The 16,944-nt window shown below is 51.9% G+C and carries 15 protein-coding genes; 1 reads left to right on the forward strand and 14 read right to left on the reverse strand.

Going from position 1 to position 16,944, the window contains the following annotated elements; translation table 11 throughout:
• Positions 1-31: 31 nt before the first annotated feature.
• From ACKXGA_RS13430 to ACKXGA_RS13450, 5 genes are all read right to left on the reverse strand, one after another.
• Positions 32-364, reverse strand: coding sequence for a plasmid mobilization protein (locus ACKXGA_RS13430; RefSeq protein ID WP_207698577.1), 333 nt, complete (start codon positions 362-364; stop codon positions 32-34).
• A complete protein-coding gene (locus ACKXGA_RS13435) occupies positions 361-1,218 on the reverse strand; it encodes a helicase (protein WP_423729688.1) in 858 nt (285 codons plus the stop codon). Before ACKXGA_RS13435 ends, ACKXGA_RS13430 begins: the two co-directional genes overlap by 4 nt.
• 121 nt (positions 1,219-1,339) lie before the next feature.
• Positions 1,340-3,031, reverse strand: a complete 1,692-nt coding sequence (ltrA, locus tag ACKXGA_RS13440) for a group II intron reverse transcriptase/maturase (RefSeq protein WP_423729689.1) — start codon at positions 3,029-3,031, stop codon at positions 1,340-1,342.
• A 590-nt stretch (positions 3,032-3,621) separates the two neighbouring features.
• Positions 3,622-8,724 carry a DEAD/DEAH box helicase family protein gene (locus ACKXGA_RS13445; RefSeq protein WP_423730410.1) on the reverse strand — a complete coding sequence of 1,701 codons (5,103 nt, stop codon included), beginning with the start codon at positions 8,722-8,724 and terminating at the stop codon, positions 3,622-3,624.
• A gap of 161 nt (positions 8,725-8,885) precedes the next feature.
• Positions 8,886-9,239: a TnpV protein gene (locus tag ACKXGA_RS13450; protein WP_423729690.1), complete on the reverse strand. Its 354-nt coding sequence runs from the start codon at positions 9,237-9,239 to the stop codon at positions 8,886-8,888.
• Here ACKXGA_RS13450 and ACKXGA_RS13455 point away from each other — a divergent pair.
• Positions 9,223-10,041 (forward strand): hypothetical protein, encoded by an 819-nt coding sequence (locus tag ACKXGA_RS13455; protein WP_423729691.1) that lies wholly within the window; start codon positions 9,223-9,225, stop codon positions 10,039-10,041. The genes ACKXGA_RS13450 and ACKXGA_RS13455 overlap by 17 nt on opposite strands.
• Before the next feature lie 77 nt (positions 10,042-10,118).
• On the opposite strand, the gene ACKXGA_RS13460 is transcribed toward ACKXGA_RS13455, so the two are convergent.
• From ACKXGA_RS13460 to ACKXGA_RS13500, 9 genes are all read right to left on the reverse strand, one after another.
• A complete protein-coding gene (locus ACKXGA_RS13460; protein ID WP_243136815.1) occupies positions 10,119-10,553 on the reverse strand; it encodes a hypothetical protein in 435 nt (144 codons plus the stop codon).
• An 86-nt stretch (positions 10,554-10,639) separates the two neighbouring features.
• Entirely contained in the window at positions 10,640-11,575 is a 936-nt protein-coding gene (locus ACKXGA_RS13465; protein WP_423729692.1) for a hypothetical protein, read from the reverse strand.
• A gap of 21 nt (positions 11,576-11,596) precedes the next feature.
• Entirely contained in the window at positions 11,597-12,319 is a 723-nt protein-coding gene (locus tag ACKXGA_RS13470; protein ID WP_005921747.1) for an AAA family ATPase, read from the reverse strand.
• A gap of 33 nt (positions 12,320-12,352) precedes the next feature.
• Entirely contained in the window at positions 12,353-12,739 is a 387-nt protein-coding gene (locus ACKXGA_RS13475; protein ID WP_015536783.1) for a DUF2500 domain-containing protein, read from the reverse strand.
• A 1-nt stretch (position 12,740) separates the two neighbouring features.
• Positions 12,741-13,088 carry a DUF6054 family protein gene (locus ACKXGA_RS13480; protein WP_348817333.1) on the reverse strand — a complete coding sequence of 116 codons (348 nt, stop codon included), beginning with the start codon at positions 13,086-13,088 and terminating at the stop codon, positions 12,741-12,743.
• 173 nt (positions 13,089-13,261) lie between these two features.
• On the reverse strand, positions 13,262-13,465 hold the full coding sequence (locus ACKXGA_RS13485) for a transposon-transfer assisting family protein (RefSeq protein WP_423729693.1): 204 nt from the start codon (positions 13,463-13,465) through the stop codon (positions 13,262-13,264).
• Positions 13,455-13,970 (reverse strand): YodL domain-containing protein, encoded by a 516-nt coding sequence (locus ACKXGA_RS13490; protein WP_423729694.1) that lies wholly within the window; start codon positions 13,968-13,970, stop codon positions 13,455-13,457. Before ACKXGA_RS13490 ends, ACKXGA_RS13485 begins: the two co-directional genes overlap by 11 nt.
• A gap of 8 nt (positions 13,971-13,978) precedes the next feature.
• The gene (locus ACKXGA_RS13495) at positions 13,979-14,866 is read right to left on the reverse strand and encodes an LPD16 domain-containing protein (RefSeq protein ID WP_423729695.1); all 888 of its coding nucleotides are present in this window, start codon (positions 14,864-14,866) and stop codon (positions 13,979-13,981) included.
• Positions 14,866-16,899, reverse strand: a complete 2,034-nt coding sequence (locus ACKXGA_RS13500; RefSeq protein WP_423729696.1) for a DNA topoisomerase 3 — start codon at positions 16,897-16,899, stop codon at positions 14,866-14,868. Before ACKXGA_RS13500 ends, ACKXGA_RS13495 begins: the two co-directional genes overlap by 1 nt.
• Between the last annotated feature and the right edge of the window lie 45 nt (positions 16,900-16,944).

The following is a 16,944-nucleotide window of genomic DNA, read 5'->3' on the forward strand; positions in this document are numbered from 1 at the left end:
AAACCCGCAGCCTCCTACTGCGGGAAATTTTTTAGAGTTCGGTGAGTTTGGCGAGAAGTTGCTTGCCAATAGCTATCAGCTCATCCAACCGACTACGCAAGTCCTCTAAATCGGCGGCATAGAACTGCCCGCTTTCATTGGCCCGTTTCGCCACCTGATTCAGGTTGTTGCTGCAATTCTGAAGAAGGTACGCCATCCGACGCAGCTGTGGTAAATCAAGATTCAGGCAGTAACCATCCAGAGCCATTTTTCGCAGATAAGAGCCAATGCTCAAAATACCGCAACTTTCCATCTTCTGACGAATGCGTTCCAGTTCGACTTTGCTGACCCGGAAATGGAGCTGCTGGTCGCGACGGTCGTTCACCGGGCATCACCATCCTTATCCAAGTAAGATTTGAATGGTCGGACAGGCTCCACTTTATCAGCCTTTTCTTCCAGAGCTGCCAGCACAGAGGGGCGGGCATCCGGCTTTTCTTCCGCTTCGGGTTCTGTCCGGCTGGACTGATGCTCCATGTTCAACAGCGCATCCAATTCTGCAAGGCGGGCAGACTTGGTTTGCAGTTCTTCCTCCTGCGCAAACGGCTTGGCGATTTCAACCTCTGCAGCCTGCTTCTGCTGTTCCAGAGAATCCAGTGCGGCCTCAGCATCGGCAATGCGGTCGGCAAAATTGCCGATGGCATTGTCCAGACGGACGATGTTGCCGCGAGGGTCATCGCCCAGCGGTACCGGATAACTCAGCTCGCCGCGGAGAACGATTTGATGCTCATTCTTGAAACTGTCAAAGCGAATGTTCAGCTCAAAGCCGCGATAGGTGCCCAGCAGCATCATATCCGCATTCGGCATCTCCTTGCAGGCGAGCATCAGCCGCTCACCAGCTGCTTTTTTCTCATCGAACACCATGCCCTTGATCGTCATGCCGCAGAAGTTCTCCTTATCCTGCGGGTGTGCGTCTGCGATTTGGGCATCGTTTTTCAGAGCCGCAATACGGTTCTTCGCTTTCTGAATTTCCTCCGGGTAATGCTTGAGCAGCTTATCTTCCAGACGATATTTTTGGTTCTGGTAATCCGAGCGCAGCACTTTGAGCCTTGCTACCTGCACATCCAGATCCATCTTTTCCCGGATGCGCGGGTCGCCTGCGCATAGGGCCTTGACCTCGGCATACGAAAGAGCCTGCTCATCCACATCATCACAGGAGCGCATCGGAGATTTGCTCGTCATGATCTGCGAAATAAACTTCTGCTTGTTTTCCAGCGTTTGATCGGGTAAGAGGATGGCATTACTGCCAGCCCCTCCCCTAAGAACCGTACGTGAGAGTTTCCCCTCATACGGCTCAAGCCTTTCATAAAGCTCCCATCAGGGAACCCGGCTCAACAAAACAAGAATCGTTTTTGTGCAATACGGCATGGCATTCGGGATGCACCATTTCCAGCCATGGCGACTTCCCGCTTCGGAACACCTTATGAACCTTGAAACTCGTTTCCGAGGTAATAGGCTCATTACATACTGGGCAACAGCGGTGTTGATTTCTCCATACTTTCAGGAGTTTTTCGCGTCCGTTAGTGCTGTTCAACATTTTCTCACCATCGCGCTCTTCATAATAACCGCTCCATCGCTCATCGAAGGGATTTGCGTTAGAGACGATTTTCTTAAAGCGGATGATTTTGGTGTCCGTTGCATATTCAAGAGCAAAGTAGGATTGCTCACCGTTCTTCTTGGTGCGTTCCTCTGCGGCAAAAGTCCAGTTTCGGGTTCCGATGCAATGCCAGTATTTCACTGCTATCCACCGTCTGCCTTTGTTCTTATGCCTGCGCTTTGCCCACTGCCAAAGACAATTGTAAATCTGATAGTCGATTTTGCTGAATGTTTCAGCGGATACAACAAATCGCTGGTTATTGACCCATCCACGGATAACCGGGTTGAGCTGGCGAATCAGGGAATCCTGCTTTGCCGATTTGTTGCTCTTGACGATTTCACGCATCTTTTTCAGCAGAGAGCCGACCGACTGCTTCGAGGGCTTGATTAGAAGTTTTCCGTTATACTTACGGATGTTCTTGCCCAAGAAGTCAAATCCATCATCAATGTGAGTGATGACCGTCTTTTCTTCAGATAACTGCAACCCACGTTCCGTCATGAAATCTCTGATAATAGGGAGCACTTCTTCACGCAGAAATTCCGGGCTTTCTCCGGTTACGATAAAGTCGTCAGCATAGCGCACGAAGTTCATCTTATTAAAATGAGTTTTACCATTGACCTTTTTGCGGGTCGGCAGTCGTTCCTTTAAGAGCCGTTCCAGTCCATCCAGCGTCATATTCATCAGAGTAGGCGAGATGGCTCCACCTTGCGGTGTGCCTTCCTCAGTGGGGAAAAGTTGCTTTGTATCAACGTATCCACACTTTAACCACTTCTGTAAAACCTGCGTATCCATCGGGATATTCTCCATGAGCCATTCATGGCTGATGTGGTCGAAGCATCCCTTGATGTCACCTTCAAGAATCCACTGAGGAGACTTGCCCTTGTTCAGGTCGGTGAAACACTGCTCGATTGCATCGTGTGTGCTTCTTCCGATTCGGAATCCGTAGGAGTTGAGGTCACCGTAGGTTTCAGCAAGCGGTTCCAATGCAAACTTGTATAGGGTCTGCATAGCACGGTCTGTCATCGTCGGAATGCTCAGAGGCCGCAGTTTGCCGTTTTTCTTCGGAATATAAACACGTTTCAGGGGCTGAGGACGGTATCCTCTCCGTTTCAGTTTACTGATTGCCTTGAATTTTGCCTCAGGAGTTAGCCACAATTCATGGTCAACTCCAGCCGTATTTTTACCACGATTGCTTGTTACCCGCTTCACTGCCAAGGCTTTGGCGTAAAACGAGTGAGTTAACAGCCATTGCAGCGTTTTTACCTTGCTGTAATGACCTTCTTGTTGAGCCTTTACGATACGCATTTGCAGCTTTTTAACATAAGCACGAGCCTTGTTCCAGTCGATGCTGTCCCAATTTCCCGCTCTGCAAGTCGGTGCACACGATTTCTCGTTCATTTGCAATTCCTCCTTTTTGAAAAGTTCTGTAAATTCTCTCGTAAAGAAAGACCATAGATGGAAGTCTGCCTGCTTTCGCACGAGGTGATGTTGCAACCTCTATCCGTCCCCATTACAGGGTCGGCATTCGCTTTTTCCATCTTTCTTCTACCCGCATTTCATAAAGTCTCCTTACGGTTTCCGTCCGATTGCTCGGGGAAATACGGGCTTACCACGTTCCGCTTATTCAACAGTATGGGTTAGGTTTCACTTCTCCGCCAGCAGCTTTTGAATCCATGTGTTCCCACTCTATAGAGGAGCAACCAGCTGCGTTACCGTTTTGGTTCAGGCTTGTCAGCAACTTTAGCCTGTTCAGCTTTAACGACGTTTAACAGTGATTCACATTACATTAACCATACCATACAAGTCAGGCTCCCCAACCACATTGTTGCTTGCAGTTTATCGCTTCCACCTCGCGGTTTCGGCTTGAACCCTTTCGGGTGGGGCTACCCTTGTCCTGTCACGCTTCCTCACAGCCGTTACCAGCTGCTTTGTTGACAGTAGACTACTGCTAATGGAATAACAGGTCTGGTCATAGCCAGACAGTTGATTTAAGCGACTTCGTGTCGCACCCAGAGGTAGGCGTCGAATGTCCCCTCCGTGACGTAATTATAGACGTAAACTTGTTTGTTTTTGTTGCCCTGACGGATGATTCGGCCGTTGCGTTGGGTCATATCGGACGGTCGCCAGCCTACATCCAGATGATGCACGGCCACCAGCAGGGTCTGGACATTGGTGCCTGCGCCCATCTTTGCAGTGCTGCCCAGCAGGACACGCACCTTGCCGCTGCGGACTTTGGAGAACAAATCCGCTTTCTTACCTTCAGTATCAGCGTTGTGGATGAACTCGACCTCCGATTCCGGCACCCCGGCGGCAAGCAGCTTTGTGCGAATATCATCGTAGACATTGAACGAGCCGTCTCCCTTGGGCGTGGACATATCGCAGAAAATCAGCTGCGTCAGATTATCCTCTTTGGTTTCGTTCCAGATACGCAGAACATTGTCGACACAGGCATTCAGCTTGCTGTCCGGGTCATCCGGGGTGAGCGGATTCATCAGCCGCTGGTCAAGGCCGATTTTACGTCCGTCCGAGGTGATCTTCAGCATATTGTCCACCGAGGGGTCAACCGCACCGCTATGCACCTCAGCAGCACGTTCGCTCAGGGATTTCACCATGTCCTGCTGGATTTCCGAGGGTTTGACCACGACAGTTTCAAACTTGGCTTCCGGAACAGGCAGATGCAACTGGTCGGAAGTCTTGATGTCCGCTGCCTCCTTGAACATATTCATCAGCTCCGGCAGGTTAAAGAACTTGGCAAAACGTGTGCGCGCACGGTAGCCGGTTCCTTCCGGCGCAAGCTCAATGGCCGTGGTGGTCTCGCCAAACGTAGAAGCCCATGCATCAAAGTGGGGCAGTTGTTTCTGCTGGAGAGTGCTGTACTGCAAATAGCGCATCAGTGTGTACATTTCCGTCATGGAGTTGCTGATGGGCGTTCCCGTTGCGAAAATCACGCCGCGCCCGCCAGTCACTTCATCCAGATAACGACACTTGCCGAACATATCGCTGGACTTCTGTGCTTCGGAGGTAGAAAGGCCAGCAACATTGCGCATCTTGGTGTAAAGATATAGGTTCTTGTAGTTCTGGCTCTCGTCCACAAATAACCTATCTACGCCTAATTGTTCAAATGTGACCACATCATCCTTGCGGTCGGTGGACTGTAGCTTTTTCAGTTTCACCTCCAGTGTTTTCCGTGTCTTTTCCATCTGTTTCACGGTAAAATGCTCACCGGACTGTTCCTTGGCCTCTGCAATGGCTTTTTCGATTTCCTCGATCTGATCTTCGATGATCCGTGCCTGCCGTTCCGCAGAAAGAGGGATTTTCTCAAACTGCGAGTGGCCGATAATGACGGCATCGTAGTCGCCGGTTGCGATGCGGGCGCAAAAACGCTTTCGATTGGCGGGTTCAAAGTCTTTCTTGCTGGTAACGAGCAGCTTTGCATTGGGGTATAGCCGCAGGAACTCGCTGGCCCACTGCTCGGTCAGATGGTTGGGTACCACGAACAGGCTTTTCTGACACAGGCCCAAACGCTTAGATTCCATTGCCGAAGCTGCCATCTCAAAACTTTTGCCGGCACCCACCTCGTGGGCGAGCAGGGTGTTCCCACCATAAAGCACATGAGCAACTGCATTGCGCTGATGTTCCCGCAGATTGATCTCCGGGTTCATACCGACAAAATGGATATGGCTTCCGTCATACTCGCGGGGCCGGGTACTATTGAACAACTCGTTATACTGCTTCACCAGCAGATTCCGCCGCTGCGGGTCTTGCCAAACCCAGCCTGCAAAGGTATCCTTGATGGCCTGCTGCTTCTGCTGGGCAAGCATCGTCTCCTTCTGGTTCAGGACACGCCGCTCTTTACCATCCTCCTCAATGGTATCATAAATGCGGCAGTCCCGCAAATTCAAGGTGTCCTCCAAAATCTTGTAGGCGTTGGCCCGGTGGGTGCCGTAGGTTTCGGTGGACATGATATCATACATTCCGGCGGCAGATTTGTTGCCGATGCGCCATTCGGACGTAAATGGAGAGTAGCGGACTTGGATCAGGTTGTTATAGCGGATGCGGTAGGGCGGCTGAAAAGTCTCCATCATAAACTGCTGCACAATGGCGGGATTCAGCCATGTGGCACCCAGTCGGATGTCGATTTCTGATGCTTCAAGGTCCTTCGGCTGCGCTTTGGTCAAAGCCTCCACATTGATCTTGAACTCCGGGTGGCTTTCAGCGGCAAGCTGAGCCATGCGCAGTTTATTCCGCACATTGCCGGAAAGATACTCGTCCGCAGTCTGCCAGCCTGCTTCCGGCTCATCTGCATCCGCAGAAGGGTCTTTGAAAATCACGCCTTGCAGCTCTGTGGTAATACGCTCATAATCGCCGGGAGAGCCGAGAAGTTCCGCCATATAGGGCAGATCAACACGGCCATGTTCTCCAATGGACACTGCCAGTGCTTCGCTGGGGGTGTCCACGCTGGTGACCGTGTGCTCTGGGCGAATCGTTCGCTTGGTGAACATATCCGCCTTGCTTTTGAGCTGTTTATTCTCATCGAGATTTTCCAAAGAGCAGAGCAGATAGTAGGAAGAATCATCCTCAAACAAACGCCCATTTTTGCGGTCGTTGAGCAGACCGTATTTTGCGGTAAAAGCGTCATAAGCTGTGTTCAGCTTTGCTTGGGTTGCCTTAATGTCCTCATCCGGGTAATCGTCCAGCTGCTCCTGAATCAGCTGGTTGACGATCTGCCGCAGTTCCACCATGCCGGTGACACGGGCTTTGGCATTATCGGACAACTCCACCTGCGTCATAATCGAATTTTCTCGGTAGTACACCTCACCGTCCACCACGGTGTAGGAGAAGTTTTTTACATCCGGGTCAGCCGGGAGAATATGCTTCTCGTTTTCGGCATCCGCAATATCTGGTGTTTCCACCTCAGCTTCGGTGTATTGCCCCTCAATATGCTGTACCACCTCGGCAAGCTGGTCGGCAAGGTTTGCGCCCTCGATGGGCGCAACGGTCAGGTCATGACCATACTGGGTGCTTTCCAGCGTAAGCTGCCCCAGCACCATCTCCGGGTGGTCTACGAAATACTGGTTGATGGCAAAACCATCTTCGGTCTTGCCAAGCTGCACCCAGTCCGGCTCGTGGTCGATGGGGCGGTCACGCTTTTGCAAAAAGATAATGTCCGAAACCACTTCGGTGCCTGCATTTGCCTTAAACGCATTGTTGGGCAGACGGATGGCACCCAGCAAATCGGCTCGTTCTGCCATGTGCTTGCGGGCGGTGCTGTCCTTGCTGTCCATGGTATAGCGAGAAGTCACAAACGCCACGATGCCGCCCGGACGCACTTGGTCGATGGTTTTCGCAAAGAAATAATTGTGGATGGAGAATCCCAGTTTGTTGTACGCCTTATCGTTGACCTTGTACTGACCAAAGGGCACGTTGCCCACCGCCAGATCGTAGAAATCACGGCGGTCGGTGGTCTCAAAGCCTGCCACGGTAATGTCGGCCTGCGGATACAGTTTTTTCGCAATGCGCCCGGTGATGCTGTCCAGTTCCACGCCGTACAGCCGACTGTCTGCCATGCTGTCCGGCAGCATTCCAAAGAAGTTGCCCACGCCCATACTAGGTTCCAGAATGTTACCGCTGTGGAAACCCATGCGCTCCACGGCATCGTAGATACTACGGATGACGGTAGGGCTGGTATAGTGGGCGTTCAGGGTGCTGGAACGGGCAGCAGCGTACTCATCCTCGGAGAGCAGCCCCTTCAACTCTGCATATTCCTTTGCCCAACTATCTTTGCCGGGGTCAAAGGCATCCGCCAGACCGCCCCAGCCCACATACTGGGAAAGCACCTGCTGTTCCTCGGCAGTGGCACCTCGGTGCTCCTGTTCCAGCTTGAACAGGGTGCGGATGGCTTCAATGTTCCGGGCATATTTCTGCTTTGCGCCGCCCTCGCCCAGATGGTCGTCCGTAATACGGAAGTTTCCGGCAGGCTCCGGCGCAGGTTCAGCATTCAGGGCTTCATCCAAGGCGGCGGCATCCGGGAAGGTCTGCACTTCGCCGTCAATCACCGTAGAGATGGGCAGTTCGTCTAGTTCCTCATCGGTCAGTTCAGACACATCCGGCTCCTCCTGCCGCAGTGCATTCTCGAACTGCTGCTTGTTGATGACCTCATTGTCCCATGACTGACCGTGCGCACTGGTGTCGATGCGCACATCGGTTTCGCCAACATAGCCGATGGTTCCTTCAATCGTTCTGGTGGGAAGGTCTACTACAACTTCGTCCCCGACCTTATAGCTGACCTCTTTTTCGGGAACCAGATCAATGGCTGCGGCCTGCTGTTCTTCGTACAGTTCTCTGATGTGCGGAAGATGCTCATTGCGGAAAATGGGCAGTCTGTTTTTCGTCAGCTCCATGTCCTGCAAGCTGACGGATTTGAACGTAAAATTAACGTGTTCTACCCGAAAATCTCGGTCATCCAGCTTGATGATGCTGCCGATTGGCAGATAATCCGCTTCCCGGAGATATTTTGTCTGGTGGTGGGAGCCATCTTCGTTCAAGCCAGCCAGATAGACGTTGTTGCCCGCTGCCCACAGCTTTTTAGATTTTGCTGCCCACTGCTCACTCGGAAAACCAGTTACTTTGACTTTGCCAAGCACATTTTCCTGTGACAGAAGATTGGTGCGCAGAATCCGCTCCACAGCAACGGCATCTTTGTCATAGAACAGATAGTTACCGTTCAGTTCAAAGCCCACGAGGGTGTTAGGATACTGTTCTTTCAGAGCAGTGTACTCTGCGGCAACAGTGCCATCCAGCATCGGAAGCTGACGTTCGGCTTCCTGTCTGGCAGTACGCTGCTCTTTTTCCTCATCGGTCAGGTAGCGGTCGGATTGGATCATCAGGTCGATATACTTTTCCACCTGCGCCCATTTCAAGGTGATTTTCTGGTGGTCGGGGTAATGGTCAAATTCCAGACCCTTCCAGTCGTGATTCACAAAGCCCCGGCTTCCGTCCAGAAAATCGTGGGAATGCCCACCAATGCCGTACTCCTTTGCCAACGCCTTGGCACGGAGTTTTCGGTCAGGCTGGGTCTGGTACAGTGCCATAATGCGTTGCTTGCCACCTGCAAACCCAGAACCATGCCGCCGCAGCTCGTTCTCAATTTCAGCCTGCGACAAAACAAAAGCGGAGGACGATTTCTCGCTCTCCGCTCGGTCAATCTTCTCAATTTGCTGGGCTTCGGTGGGAAGGACGGCATCCAGAAAACTTAGCTGTAGATCAGCTCCGTCAGCACCAGTTCCTCTGCCTGTGCCCGCAGGCTGTTCATGTGCTGCACCCATGCCATCTGATTCTGCTCCTTGTCCGGGGCCGGGTTCTGTTTCAGAAGCTGCGCCATGGTCTGCTGCATCCGGCTTTCTGCCGTCTGCTCCACCTCCATCAGGTGCGGGTACAGGCTCCCGTTCAGGAGCATCGTGTTGTACAGTGCCGGGTGCTGCTGCCTCAGAAAGCTCAGGCGCATCCTGCTGTACTTGCCCAGCGGGGTCTTCGGCTGATGCAGGGTCAGGTTCGGGAGAAGATAATCCCCGGTCTGCGTGTAACTCAGATTGCTGCTCATATTCATGCTGGCTCCTTTCATTGTTTCGGCGGCGAATGGTTGTTTTTACGGTGCGCTCGATGTTCCGCAGCACCTCCCGGCTCATGTCACTGACTGCTGCGCCGAGGGCAAAGACGGCATCCGGGGTGGAAAAATTGTAGATTGCCTGAAAATCGTCCTTGTCGAACCACCCGGCAGGCTCAAACCCGCAGCGTTCCAGCAGCGTGTAGGTGACACTCATTGCTGCTGCGCTTTTGAACTGCATCTCCACCCCGGCTTCATCATAATCCATCAGCAGCGAGCCGTCAACGATGGCACGGATGTCCTCGCCGTTGTTGTCCCAGTAATCCGCCACCAGTTTCCCGGCAACATCGGCAAGCTGCTGGCTGACACGCTCTCCGCTGATGCCGTAGGTCTTGCTCAACATTTCCGAAACCGGCTGTTTCAGGTCGTCATTGTACTGCCACATCTCCGGGTCACGGGAATTGCGGCGCACCCCGGTGTCGCTTACGTCAAAAACGTAGTGCAGTCGAGGGAATCCGCTGGATTCGTCCAGCAGAGCGATGCCCTTAGAGCCACGCCTGACATAGCGGTTCATCCGGTTGCGCCAAATGTCAAATTCGGCGCAGGCGGTGGCATCGGGCCGCTGAGCGTAGATCATCAACTGGTCTGCAAAGGGGTACTTGTACAACCGGGATGCGGTGGTCAGGTAGTCCGTCCAGCTTTCCCAATACCGGGTCAACCCGTTCGCCGTGCGCTGGGCAAGGGCGAGATATTCTTCGGTTTTGCTTGGCATAGCGTTCCTCCTTTTTCAGATTTTAGGGTATAAAAATAGCGGGCAACCGTTTTGAGGGTCGCCCGCAGAGGGTGTGTAATAATTTGATAGTCCGTCAAACAGGAATTGATTTACTTTGTTTGTAAATCTTCCAGAAAGAAAATTCCCTCTGTTAGGTTGACAAACATTTCCTTGTCCTTGATTACATGAATTTTATTGTTCCACCAGACAGTAGTGTTATTAGCGGAGATTGTTTTGCTTGTTCCATCCTTAAGAAAATAAGTAATTGTAATAGCGGGTTCTTCTTCGCTATTCACTTCCCCAAATAAATCATATTTCAGAAATCCCGTTAGCTTTAAGGCTAACTCAATGTCCTCACTGCTCGAAATTTCTTTAACATCATCCGTGACACTCGGATACGTGATATTTACAGACTGAATATCATTTATGCGGGGCAATCCCCAAAGATACATACCATTCGTAAATATGTTGATCCCAACAATCAAAACAGTCATAACTATCACTTCTATCAAAAATCGAATAAGACCTTTGAAAATCTTGTTCACCAACTTATCCTCCAATCTCGATTTCTCCTACTCCCTCAATTCCGATTTATTGAGTTGAGCATATCACATACGCGAACACTCCAAACCTACAGCACAGTTTCCACCGCAAGCTGCTCCCGCTTCTCTTTTTCATCAGCGATTTGGACATCAACATCTTCGCGCATCTTTTTCAGAAGTGCAAGAACTCGCTTGATTTGATCCTTGGTGTTTTCCACCCTGCTCTGTGCCTGATTGATGTGATCCAGAACTGCCCAGTCTGCAAAGAGGCCGTCAAAGAAGAAATCCGCAAATTTCAAAAAGCTGTCCACCGTAACCTGAAGGTCTGCGGTGATCTCAACATCGGCAAGCTCAGTTTTGAACCGCCGCAGTTCCACTTGAAGCTGTTCGATTTGTTCCTGTGCATCGTCCAGTTCCTCATACTTGGCAAGATCGGCCATCAAACCGCCGCCCATTACGTCCCATGTACTCCAGCCCTCGGCATTGTCGAGGGTTTCCAGAACTTCGTTGACCGTATGCAAGGCAGTCTTTCCTGCGTTGATGGCTTCCAGCAGCTCCCGCTTTTGAACTTTCAGTGCGGCAATGCGGCTTTCGCTTTCCGCAATCTGCTGTGCGGCAGGGTGGGCAGAGACTTTGATGCCTTTGATTTTTTCGGAAAGAGCAGCTTGATACTGACTTTCGCAATCGGACAGCCGTGCCAGTCTATTTTGAATCTGCTTCAAGTCGGCATCAACGGAAGAAAGATCATGGAGAGCAGCATCGTACTTGACACGGGCTGCATAGGCTTCCTGCCGTTCTTTGTCCAGCTTTTCATCCATTTTTCCAATCACTTGATAGAAAAATGCGGCAAGGCTGTGTCCCTCCAGACGGTCCACATCAGCCTGCTCTGCCAGCTTGGATTTTTCCAGCTTTTTCAGGCAATCAGCAAGCGTATCTCTCTGGGCGGTCAGTTCTTTCTGTTTTGCTTCGCAGCTTTTCTTTTCAGCGACCTGCTGCCAAAGCTCTTTCAACGTAGAATCACTCATATGGAATGTCCTTTCCCGGCATTACGTTTCTTCGTTCAGAAGCTGGTTCAAAAAATGCTGCCGATTATTTACAAATGTTTTGGTGATAACGTAGCTGTCCGTATCTTCATACTGACAAGGATGAATCGTGCCATTGTCGAAGCTAAAAATCTCAGCATCAGGCATTCCGAGGAGAATGGGTGAATGTGATACGATAATGAATTGCGCCCCTTCTTGGGCACACCGATAAATGTTGATCAGTAACGTGAGCTGCCGCTGCGGGGATAAAGCGGCTTCCGGCTCGTCAAAAATATAGACTCCATCTGCACCCATGTAGTCCTGCGCAATGGCGAGGAAACTTTCACCGTGTGATTTTTGGTGATAGCCTTTGGAGGGATGATCGTCATCGGAATAGTCGATTTCCTTGGTGGCTACATTATAGAAACTCTCTGCTCGGAGAAAATACCCGAACTTTGGTCTGCGATACCCCTTGGAAATCGTCATAGCCTCACATAGTTCCGAATGGGAGTTGTATGTGGAAAATGAATAGTTCTTCGTTCCACCCTCTGCGTTGAAGCCGTAAGCAACAGCGATTGCTTCCAGAAGCGTAGATTTTCCACTTCCATTTTCGCCAACAAAGAACGTAATGGGCTTATGGAATGTAAAAGTGTCGATTCCACTGATGGCAGGAATCTGACGAACATAATTGTATGGGCGAACTCTGTTCCAGTCGATGGTCAGCCCTTGGATAAACAAATCGTTCATACAGCACTCCATACTATATAATGTAAGAAACACTTAGCTCCGCTCAAACCCAAGATAGCGGGTGCCCTGAAAACTCAGCTTTCCGATGTCGCCCTGCACGAGCAGACCATAATCGCTTCCGTCCACTTCAAATTCCATCCGGTCGCCGCTCTCTACCTGAAAAGTCACATAGTACGATGTAAATGTGCTAGTGTCGTATCCGTGCGCACCGGACATATCTCCGGCATTGGCACTGCTGGAATGCGAAACATCGGTGCGCTTTGCTACCACTGTTGCCGGAACGGTAAGCCGCGGCGAGTGGTTGTTTTTGTTCCATGTGCGGAGATTTGAAATTAGAGCAAAGAAAAACATTCCAATAAAAAGCAGGAACAGGATTGGGAAAATGAAGCTGAATATAGCGTCAAACCATCCAAAAAACATTTTACTCCTCCAAAATTTCTTCCAGCAGGTCCTTTACATCGTCCAGAAAAGATTCTTCTCCAAGGGTGTTCACCTTGAAGAACACCGCCTGACTGCCGCCTGCGGTGATGGCAGACAGGCGGATCGGACTGTCTCCATTCTGGAACAGGGTCAGCGTCAGGCTCAGGCGGTTGCCGCCTATCATGCTGTACCGTTCAAATACACGGACACTGCACCGGGCATCGCCCTCTTTGAAATCACTGCCTGCCTCTAAATCTGCCGACCAACTGCTGTCCGGGATTTCATTTTCCAGCTTCCGAAGCAGCTTGTCAAAGTTTTTGTTTCGGATGGTCTTTTCAAAGATTGCCATAATGGTTCCTCCGTTCTGACAATTAAAATTCAGTCCCTTATTTTTGATACGAGCAGAGCCACAGGAAAATTGCGGAGAAATCGCTTGAAGAGAGGAATTTTGTCTAATTTGATTATAGCATATCTTTTGGAAGAACAAAATACTTTATGTACGCCGCCCGCAGGCGGCAAAGATCAGTCCAGTGGAAATTCCAACTCGACAAACTCAGCATCAGTCATGAGTTTCAGCTTTTCGATAACGCCCTCCGACAGTTCCCGCAGGGCAGTTTCATCGGGCATCAGGCAGCACTGCATCAGCCGCAGTTCGTGGATAAGCCCCAGTCGGGTTCCGGTGTTGTAAAGCATCATCAGCATGAGTTCTTCATGGTTAAAGTTCATGGTCAGCCCTCACTTTCCGGCATCCAGTTGGATTGCACTCCGGGGCATCGCACTTCTCTTTGAGCGTTTGCAAAACAGAGGTGCGTTCCGGCTTTTTATCCAGAAACCCCGGCAGCTCCTTAAAGCCGATGCTGTCCACATAATGGGCTGAAATCTTCCCATCATGATTCAGCATGATTACATCGCTGACCGACAGGCTGTGCCCCTCAAAATCCTGCGGACGGGAGAGGTTGAACATCTGAAATAGTTCTTCCAAAATCTCGTTGTTCGGCACATCCTGCCACATGGTGGGAAGATCAGCATAGTAGGTGACCTCGTAATGCTCCGGGTCGGGCGTTTTGCCCCGACGATGCAGTTCCCGCATGGAAGCAAATCTTTCATCGAGGATTTTTTCGTCATGCCGCAGCTGCATCACCATATAAACATCGCACCCTGCGTTCAGAAACTTCCGCGGGATGTCCGTCATGGGTTCACCGTCAAAATTCTGGTTCCATTTTTGCTGCATCGTCCACCTCACAGTTCTGGCGCAGAACGTGCAGAGGATTTTGGCGCAGCCGTATCACTTGCCAGTTCTGCCAGCTTTTCCAGTGTGGAAGGGCGATGGTCTGCACTCAGTTCCTCGGCTTCCGCAACTTTATCCATGACTGCATCGTAGTCCTGCAGTAGCCGCCGGCCCTTTTCCATGTGGTGCGCTTCCAGAATCTGCTCACGGGCTTCCTGAATGGTCAGTTCCGGGGCATCCAGCTGCCCACCGTCCATCACAGAATAATCGCTGTGGTAAATGGTGTAGTTCCATCCATCCTCACAGGACTGGATGGCAAGGTAGCCTTTGCCGCCCAGTTCCCACGCCGCCTGCTCGTCCTGTGTCTGAATCTCCGGGTAGAAGTCTGCATGGTTTCGTTCCATGACTTCGGCAAACTGGCAGATGTGGAACACATTGCCCAGACCGCCCATGTCAAAGTGGTAATCATCCAGATGTTCCACCCGTGCCGTAAAACTGCGCCCATCCGGGTAATCCACCTGAATCACGCCGCCATCTGGAATGCGATAGAGGTCATCATAGTGGCTGTTGATGAGACGAATATCCTTCGGCAGCGTTTCCGGCTCCCAGATGCGCCGCCTGCCAATGCCCGCCTGCGGGATGTTTTCAAGGATCTTTACGCTTTCCTGTTGGATGGCCTTACGGTCATCGTCCGAAAGTTCAAACAGATACCAGTTCCGGGCGGCAGAAATGGCGTTCCTGCCATCGGGCGGCAGGTTCTTTTCCGAGATCTGCCCGCTTTCCAGCGGCTCGCCAGTTACCTTGTTGTAGGTGGCAAAGCCGACGCCTGCACCGTTTTCCCGGAGGTGGAGATAGCGTTCATCGTTGATAAGGTAGACCGCTTCTTTTTTCTGCTCCATCAGCACCCACCTTCAAATTCCAGAGAAAACTTGCTGCGGCCATCCGCTTCACAGGACAGCAGCACGGTGGCGTTGTAGGTCTTGCCCTTGGCGCTCTTGCAGTCCTTCAGGCGGACACGCCCATCCCGCAGCAGCTTGTCCGCCACATGAGCGTCCAGCCGCTTGCCCAGACGCTTGAAGAACGCATTGTCCTTCCACAGCACGAAACGGCACTCCCGGTTCTCGCAGAACCAACCCTTTTCACGCTCCACAACAGGCTTCCCGCAATTCGGGCAGACACCAATAATCTTGTTTTTCATAAGCGCATTCACTCCTTTTTTCATTTCCGTGTTCTTTACCAGTTCGGTAATCATCGTATTGATCTCGGTCATAAATTCGCTCGGCTCCATTTCGCCACGCTCGATTTGCAGCAGTTTTGTTTCCCAATCGGCGGTCATTTCCGGGGATTGAATTTCTTCGGGCATCACGGTGATGAGGGCTTTTCCCTTATCCGTGGGCAGAAGCACCTTGGTCTTTTTGCTGCCCTTGCGTTCCAGAAAACCCTTCTGCACCAGCTTTTCGATGGTGGCAGCTCTGGTAGCCGGGGTGCCGATGCCCTGACGTTCCACGCCCTCCGGCATACTGTCTGCACCCGCTGCCTGCATAGCGGACAGGAGCGTATCTTCCGTGTAGGATTTCGGCGGGGACGTTTGACCTTCCTTCAGTTCGGCATCAGCAACGCTGCACTGGCTCTGCTCCTGCACATCCGGCAGAACAGCCGGTTCTTTCTGCTTGCTCAGCAGTTCTCCCAGCATTTTCCGCTCCATGGTTTTCCATCCCTCGGACAGCACAACTTTGCCTTTGGCGGTAAATTCTTCGCCTGCGCAGATTGTAGTCAAGGTGGTTTCTGCATAGCAGTAAGGCTCACCCACGGCGCAGAGCAGCCGTGCGGCAATCAGCCGCAAGACATTCTGCTCCCCGGCAGGGAGTGCGGCAAGGTCTGCTTTTGCCATGCTTTTCGTTGGCAACAGCGCATGGTGGTCGGTGACTTTGCTGCCGTTGATGACCTGCTGCACATGGATGGGAAACGGCTCTTCCACGGCAAACACCCGGCCCGTGTCCATCACCAGCCCCGGAAGGGATGCCGCCATATCCTCCGTCAAAAAGCGGCTGTCCGTGCGGGGGTAGGTGATGAGCCGTTTTTCGTAAAGACTTTGGGCATAATCCAAGGTCTGCTGCGCCGTAAATCCCAACAGACGGTTTGCATCCCGCTGCAATGCGGTAAGGTCATAGAGCTGCGGCGGGCTTTCGGCTTTTTCCTTGCGCTCCATCTTCTGCACCGTGACACGCCCATCCTTTCGGCATTTGGAAAGCAGCAGTTCGGCATCCGCTTTCTGGGCAAACTGCTTGCTGGATGCGGTGCCGCCATCCGCAAGGGTCAGGGCAACCGTGTAGAATTTCTCCGGCACAAAGGCGGCAATGGCGGCTTCCCGCACCACCGTCATGGCAAGCACCGGGGTCATAACACGCCCTACCGCCAGCGGCTGACCGTACAGGCACGAAAAAAGCCGGGACGCATTGATACCGACCATCCAGTCGGCACGTTCCCGGCATAAAGCCGCCTTGTACAAGGCGTCGTATTCAGTTGACGGTTTGAGGTGGGCAAAGCCCTCCCGGATGGCGTTTTCCTCCATGCTGGACAGCCACAGGCGGGTAAAGGGCTTTTTGCATCCCGCTTGCTGGTACACCAAGCGGAAGATCAGTTCTCCCTCACGTCCGGAATCGCAACTGTTCACGATGCTGTCTACGTCCGGGCGATTCATCAGCTTTTGCAGGATGCCAAACTGCTTTTTGGTGCTGGCAGACACCAGATACTGCCACCTTTCCGGCAGGATGGGCAAATCTGCGATGCTCCACTTGACGTATTTGGCATCGTAGACATTAGGCGGAGCCAGTTCCACCAGATGACCCACACACCAGCTAACCAGATAGCCGTTGCCCTCAAGGTAGCCGTCCTGACGGCTGGTGGCACCGAGGACTTTGGCATAGGACATGGCGACGGACGGTTTCTCCGCCACGATCAATTTTGCGATAAGAAT

This window comes from Faecalibacterium hominis (ex Afrizal et al. 2022), assembly GCF_049545105.1.
Taxonomy (GTDB): domain Bacteria; phylum Bacillota; class Clostridia; order Oscillospirales; family Ruminococcaceae; genus Faecalibacterium; species Faecalibacterium duncaniae.

Excerpts from the sequence above, each read along its gene's own strand:
- ACKXGA_RS13450 (WP_423729690.1), bottom strand. The coding sequence starts at position 9,239 with ATGAATATGAGCAGCAATCTGAGTTACACGCAGACCGGGGATTATCTT.
- ACKXGA_RS13470 (WP_005921747.1), bottom strand. The coding sequence starts at position 12,319 with ATGAACGATTTGTTTATCCAAGGGCTGACCATCGACTGGAACAGAGTT.
- ltrA (WP_423729689.1), bottom strand. The coding sequence starts at position 3,031 with ATGAACGAGAAATCGTGTGCACCGACTTGCAGAGCGGGAAATTGGGAC.
- ACKXGA_RS13475 (WP_015536783.1), bottom strand. The coding sequence starts at position 12,739 with ATGTTTTTTGGATGGTTTGACGCTATATTCAGCTTCATTTTCCCAATC.
- ACKXGA_RS13480 (WP_348817333.1), bottom strand. The coding sequence starts at position 13,088 with ATGGCAATCTTTGAAAAGACCATCCGAAACAAAAACTTTGACAAGCTG.
- ACKXGA_RS13435 (WP_423729688.1), bottom strand. The coding sequence starts at position 1,218 with ATGACGAGCAAATCTCCGATGCGCTCCTGTGATGATGTGGATGAGCAG.
- ACKXGA_RS13495 (WP_423729695.1), bottom strand. The coding sequence starts at position 14,866 with ATGGAGCAGAAAAAAGAAGCGGTCTACCTTATCAACGATGAACGCTAT.
- ACKXGA_RS13445 (WP_423730410.1), bottom strand. The coding sequence starts at position 8,724 with ATGGCACTGTACCAGACCCAGCCTGACCGAAAACTCCGTGCCAAGGCG.
- ACKXGA_RS13485 (WP_423729693.1), bottom strand. The coding sequence starts at position 13,465 with ATGAACTTTAACCATGAAGAACTCATGCTGATGATGCTTTACAACACC.
- ACKXGA_RS13500 (WP_423729696.1), bottom strand. The coding sequence starts at position 16,899 with ATGTCCTATGCCAAAGTCCTCGGTGCCACCAGCCGTCAGGACGGCTAC.
- ACKXGA_RS13490 (WP_423729694.1), bottom strand. The coding sequence starts at position 13,970 with ATGCAGCAAAAATGGAACCAGAATTTTGACGGTGAACCCATGACGGAC.
- ACKXGA_RS13465 (WP_423729692.1), bottom strand. The coding sequence starts at position 11,575 with ATGAGTGATTCTACGTTGAAAGAGCTTTGGCAGCAGGTCGCTGAAAAG.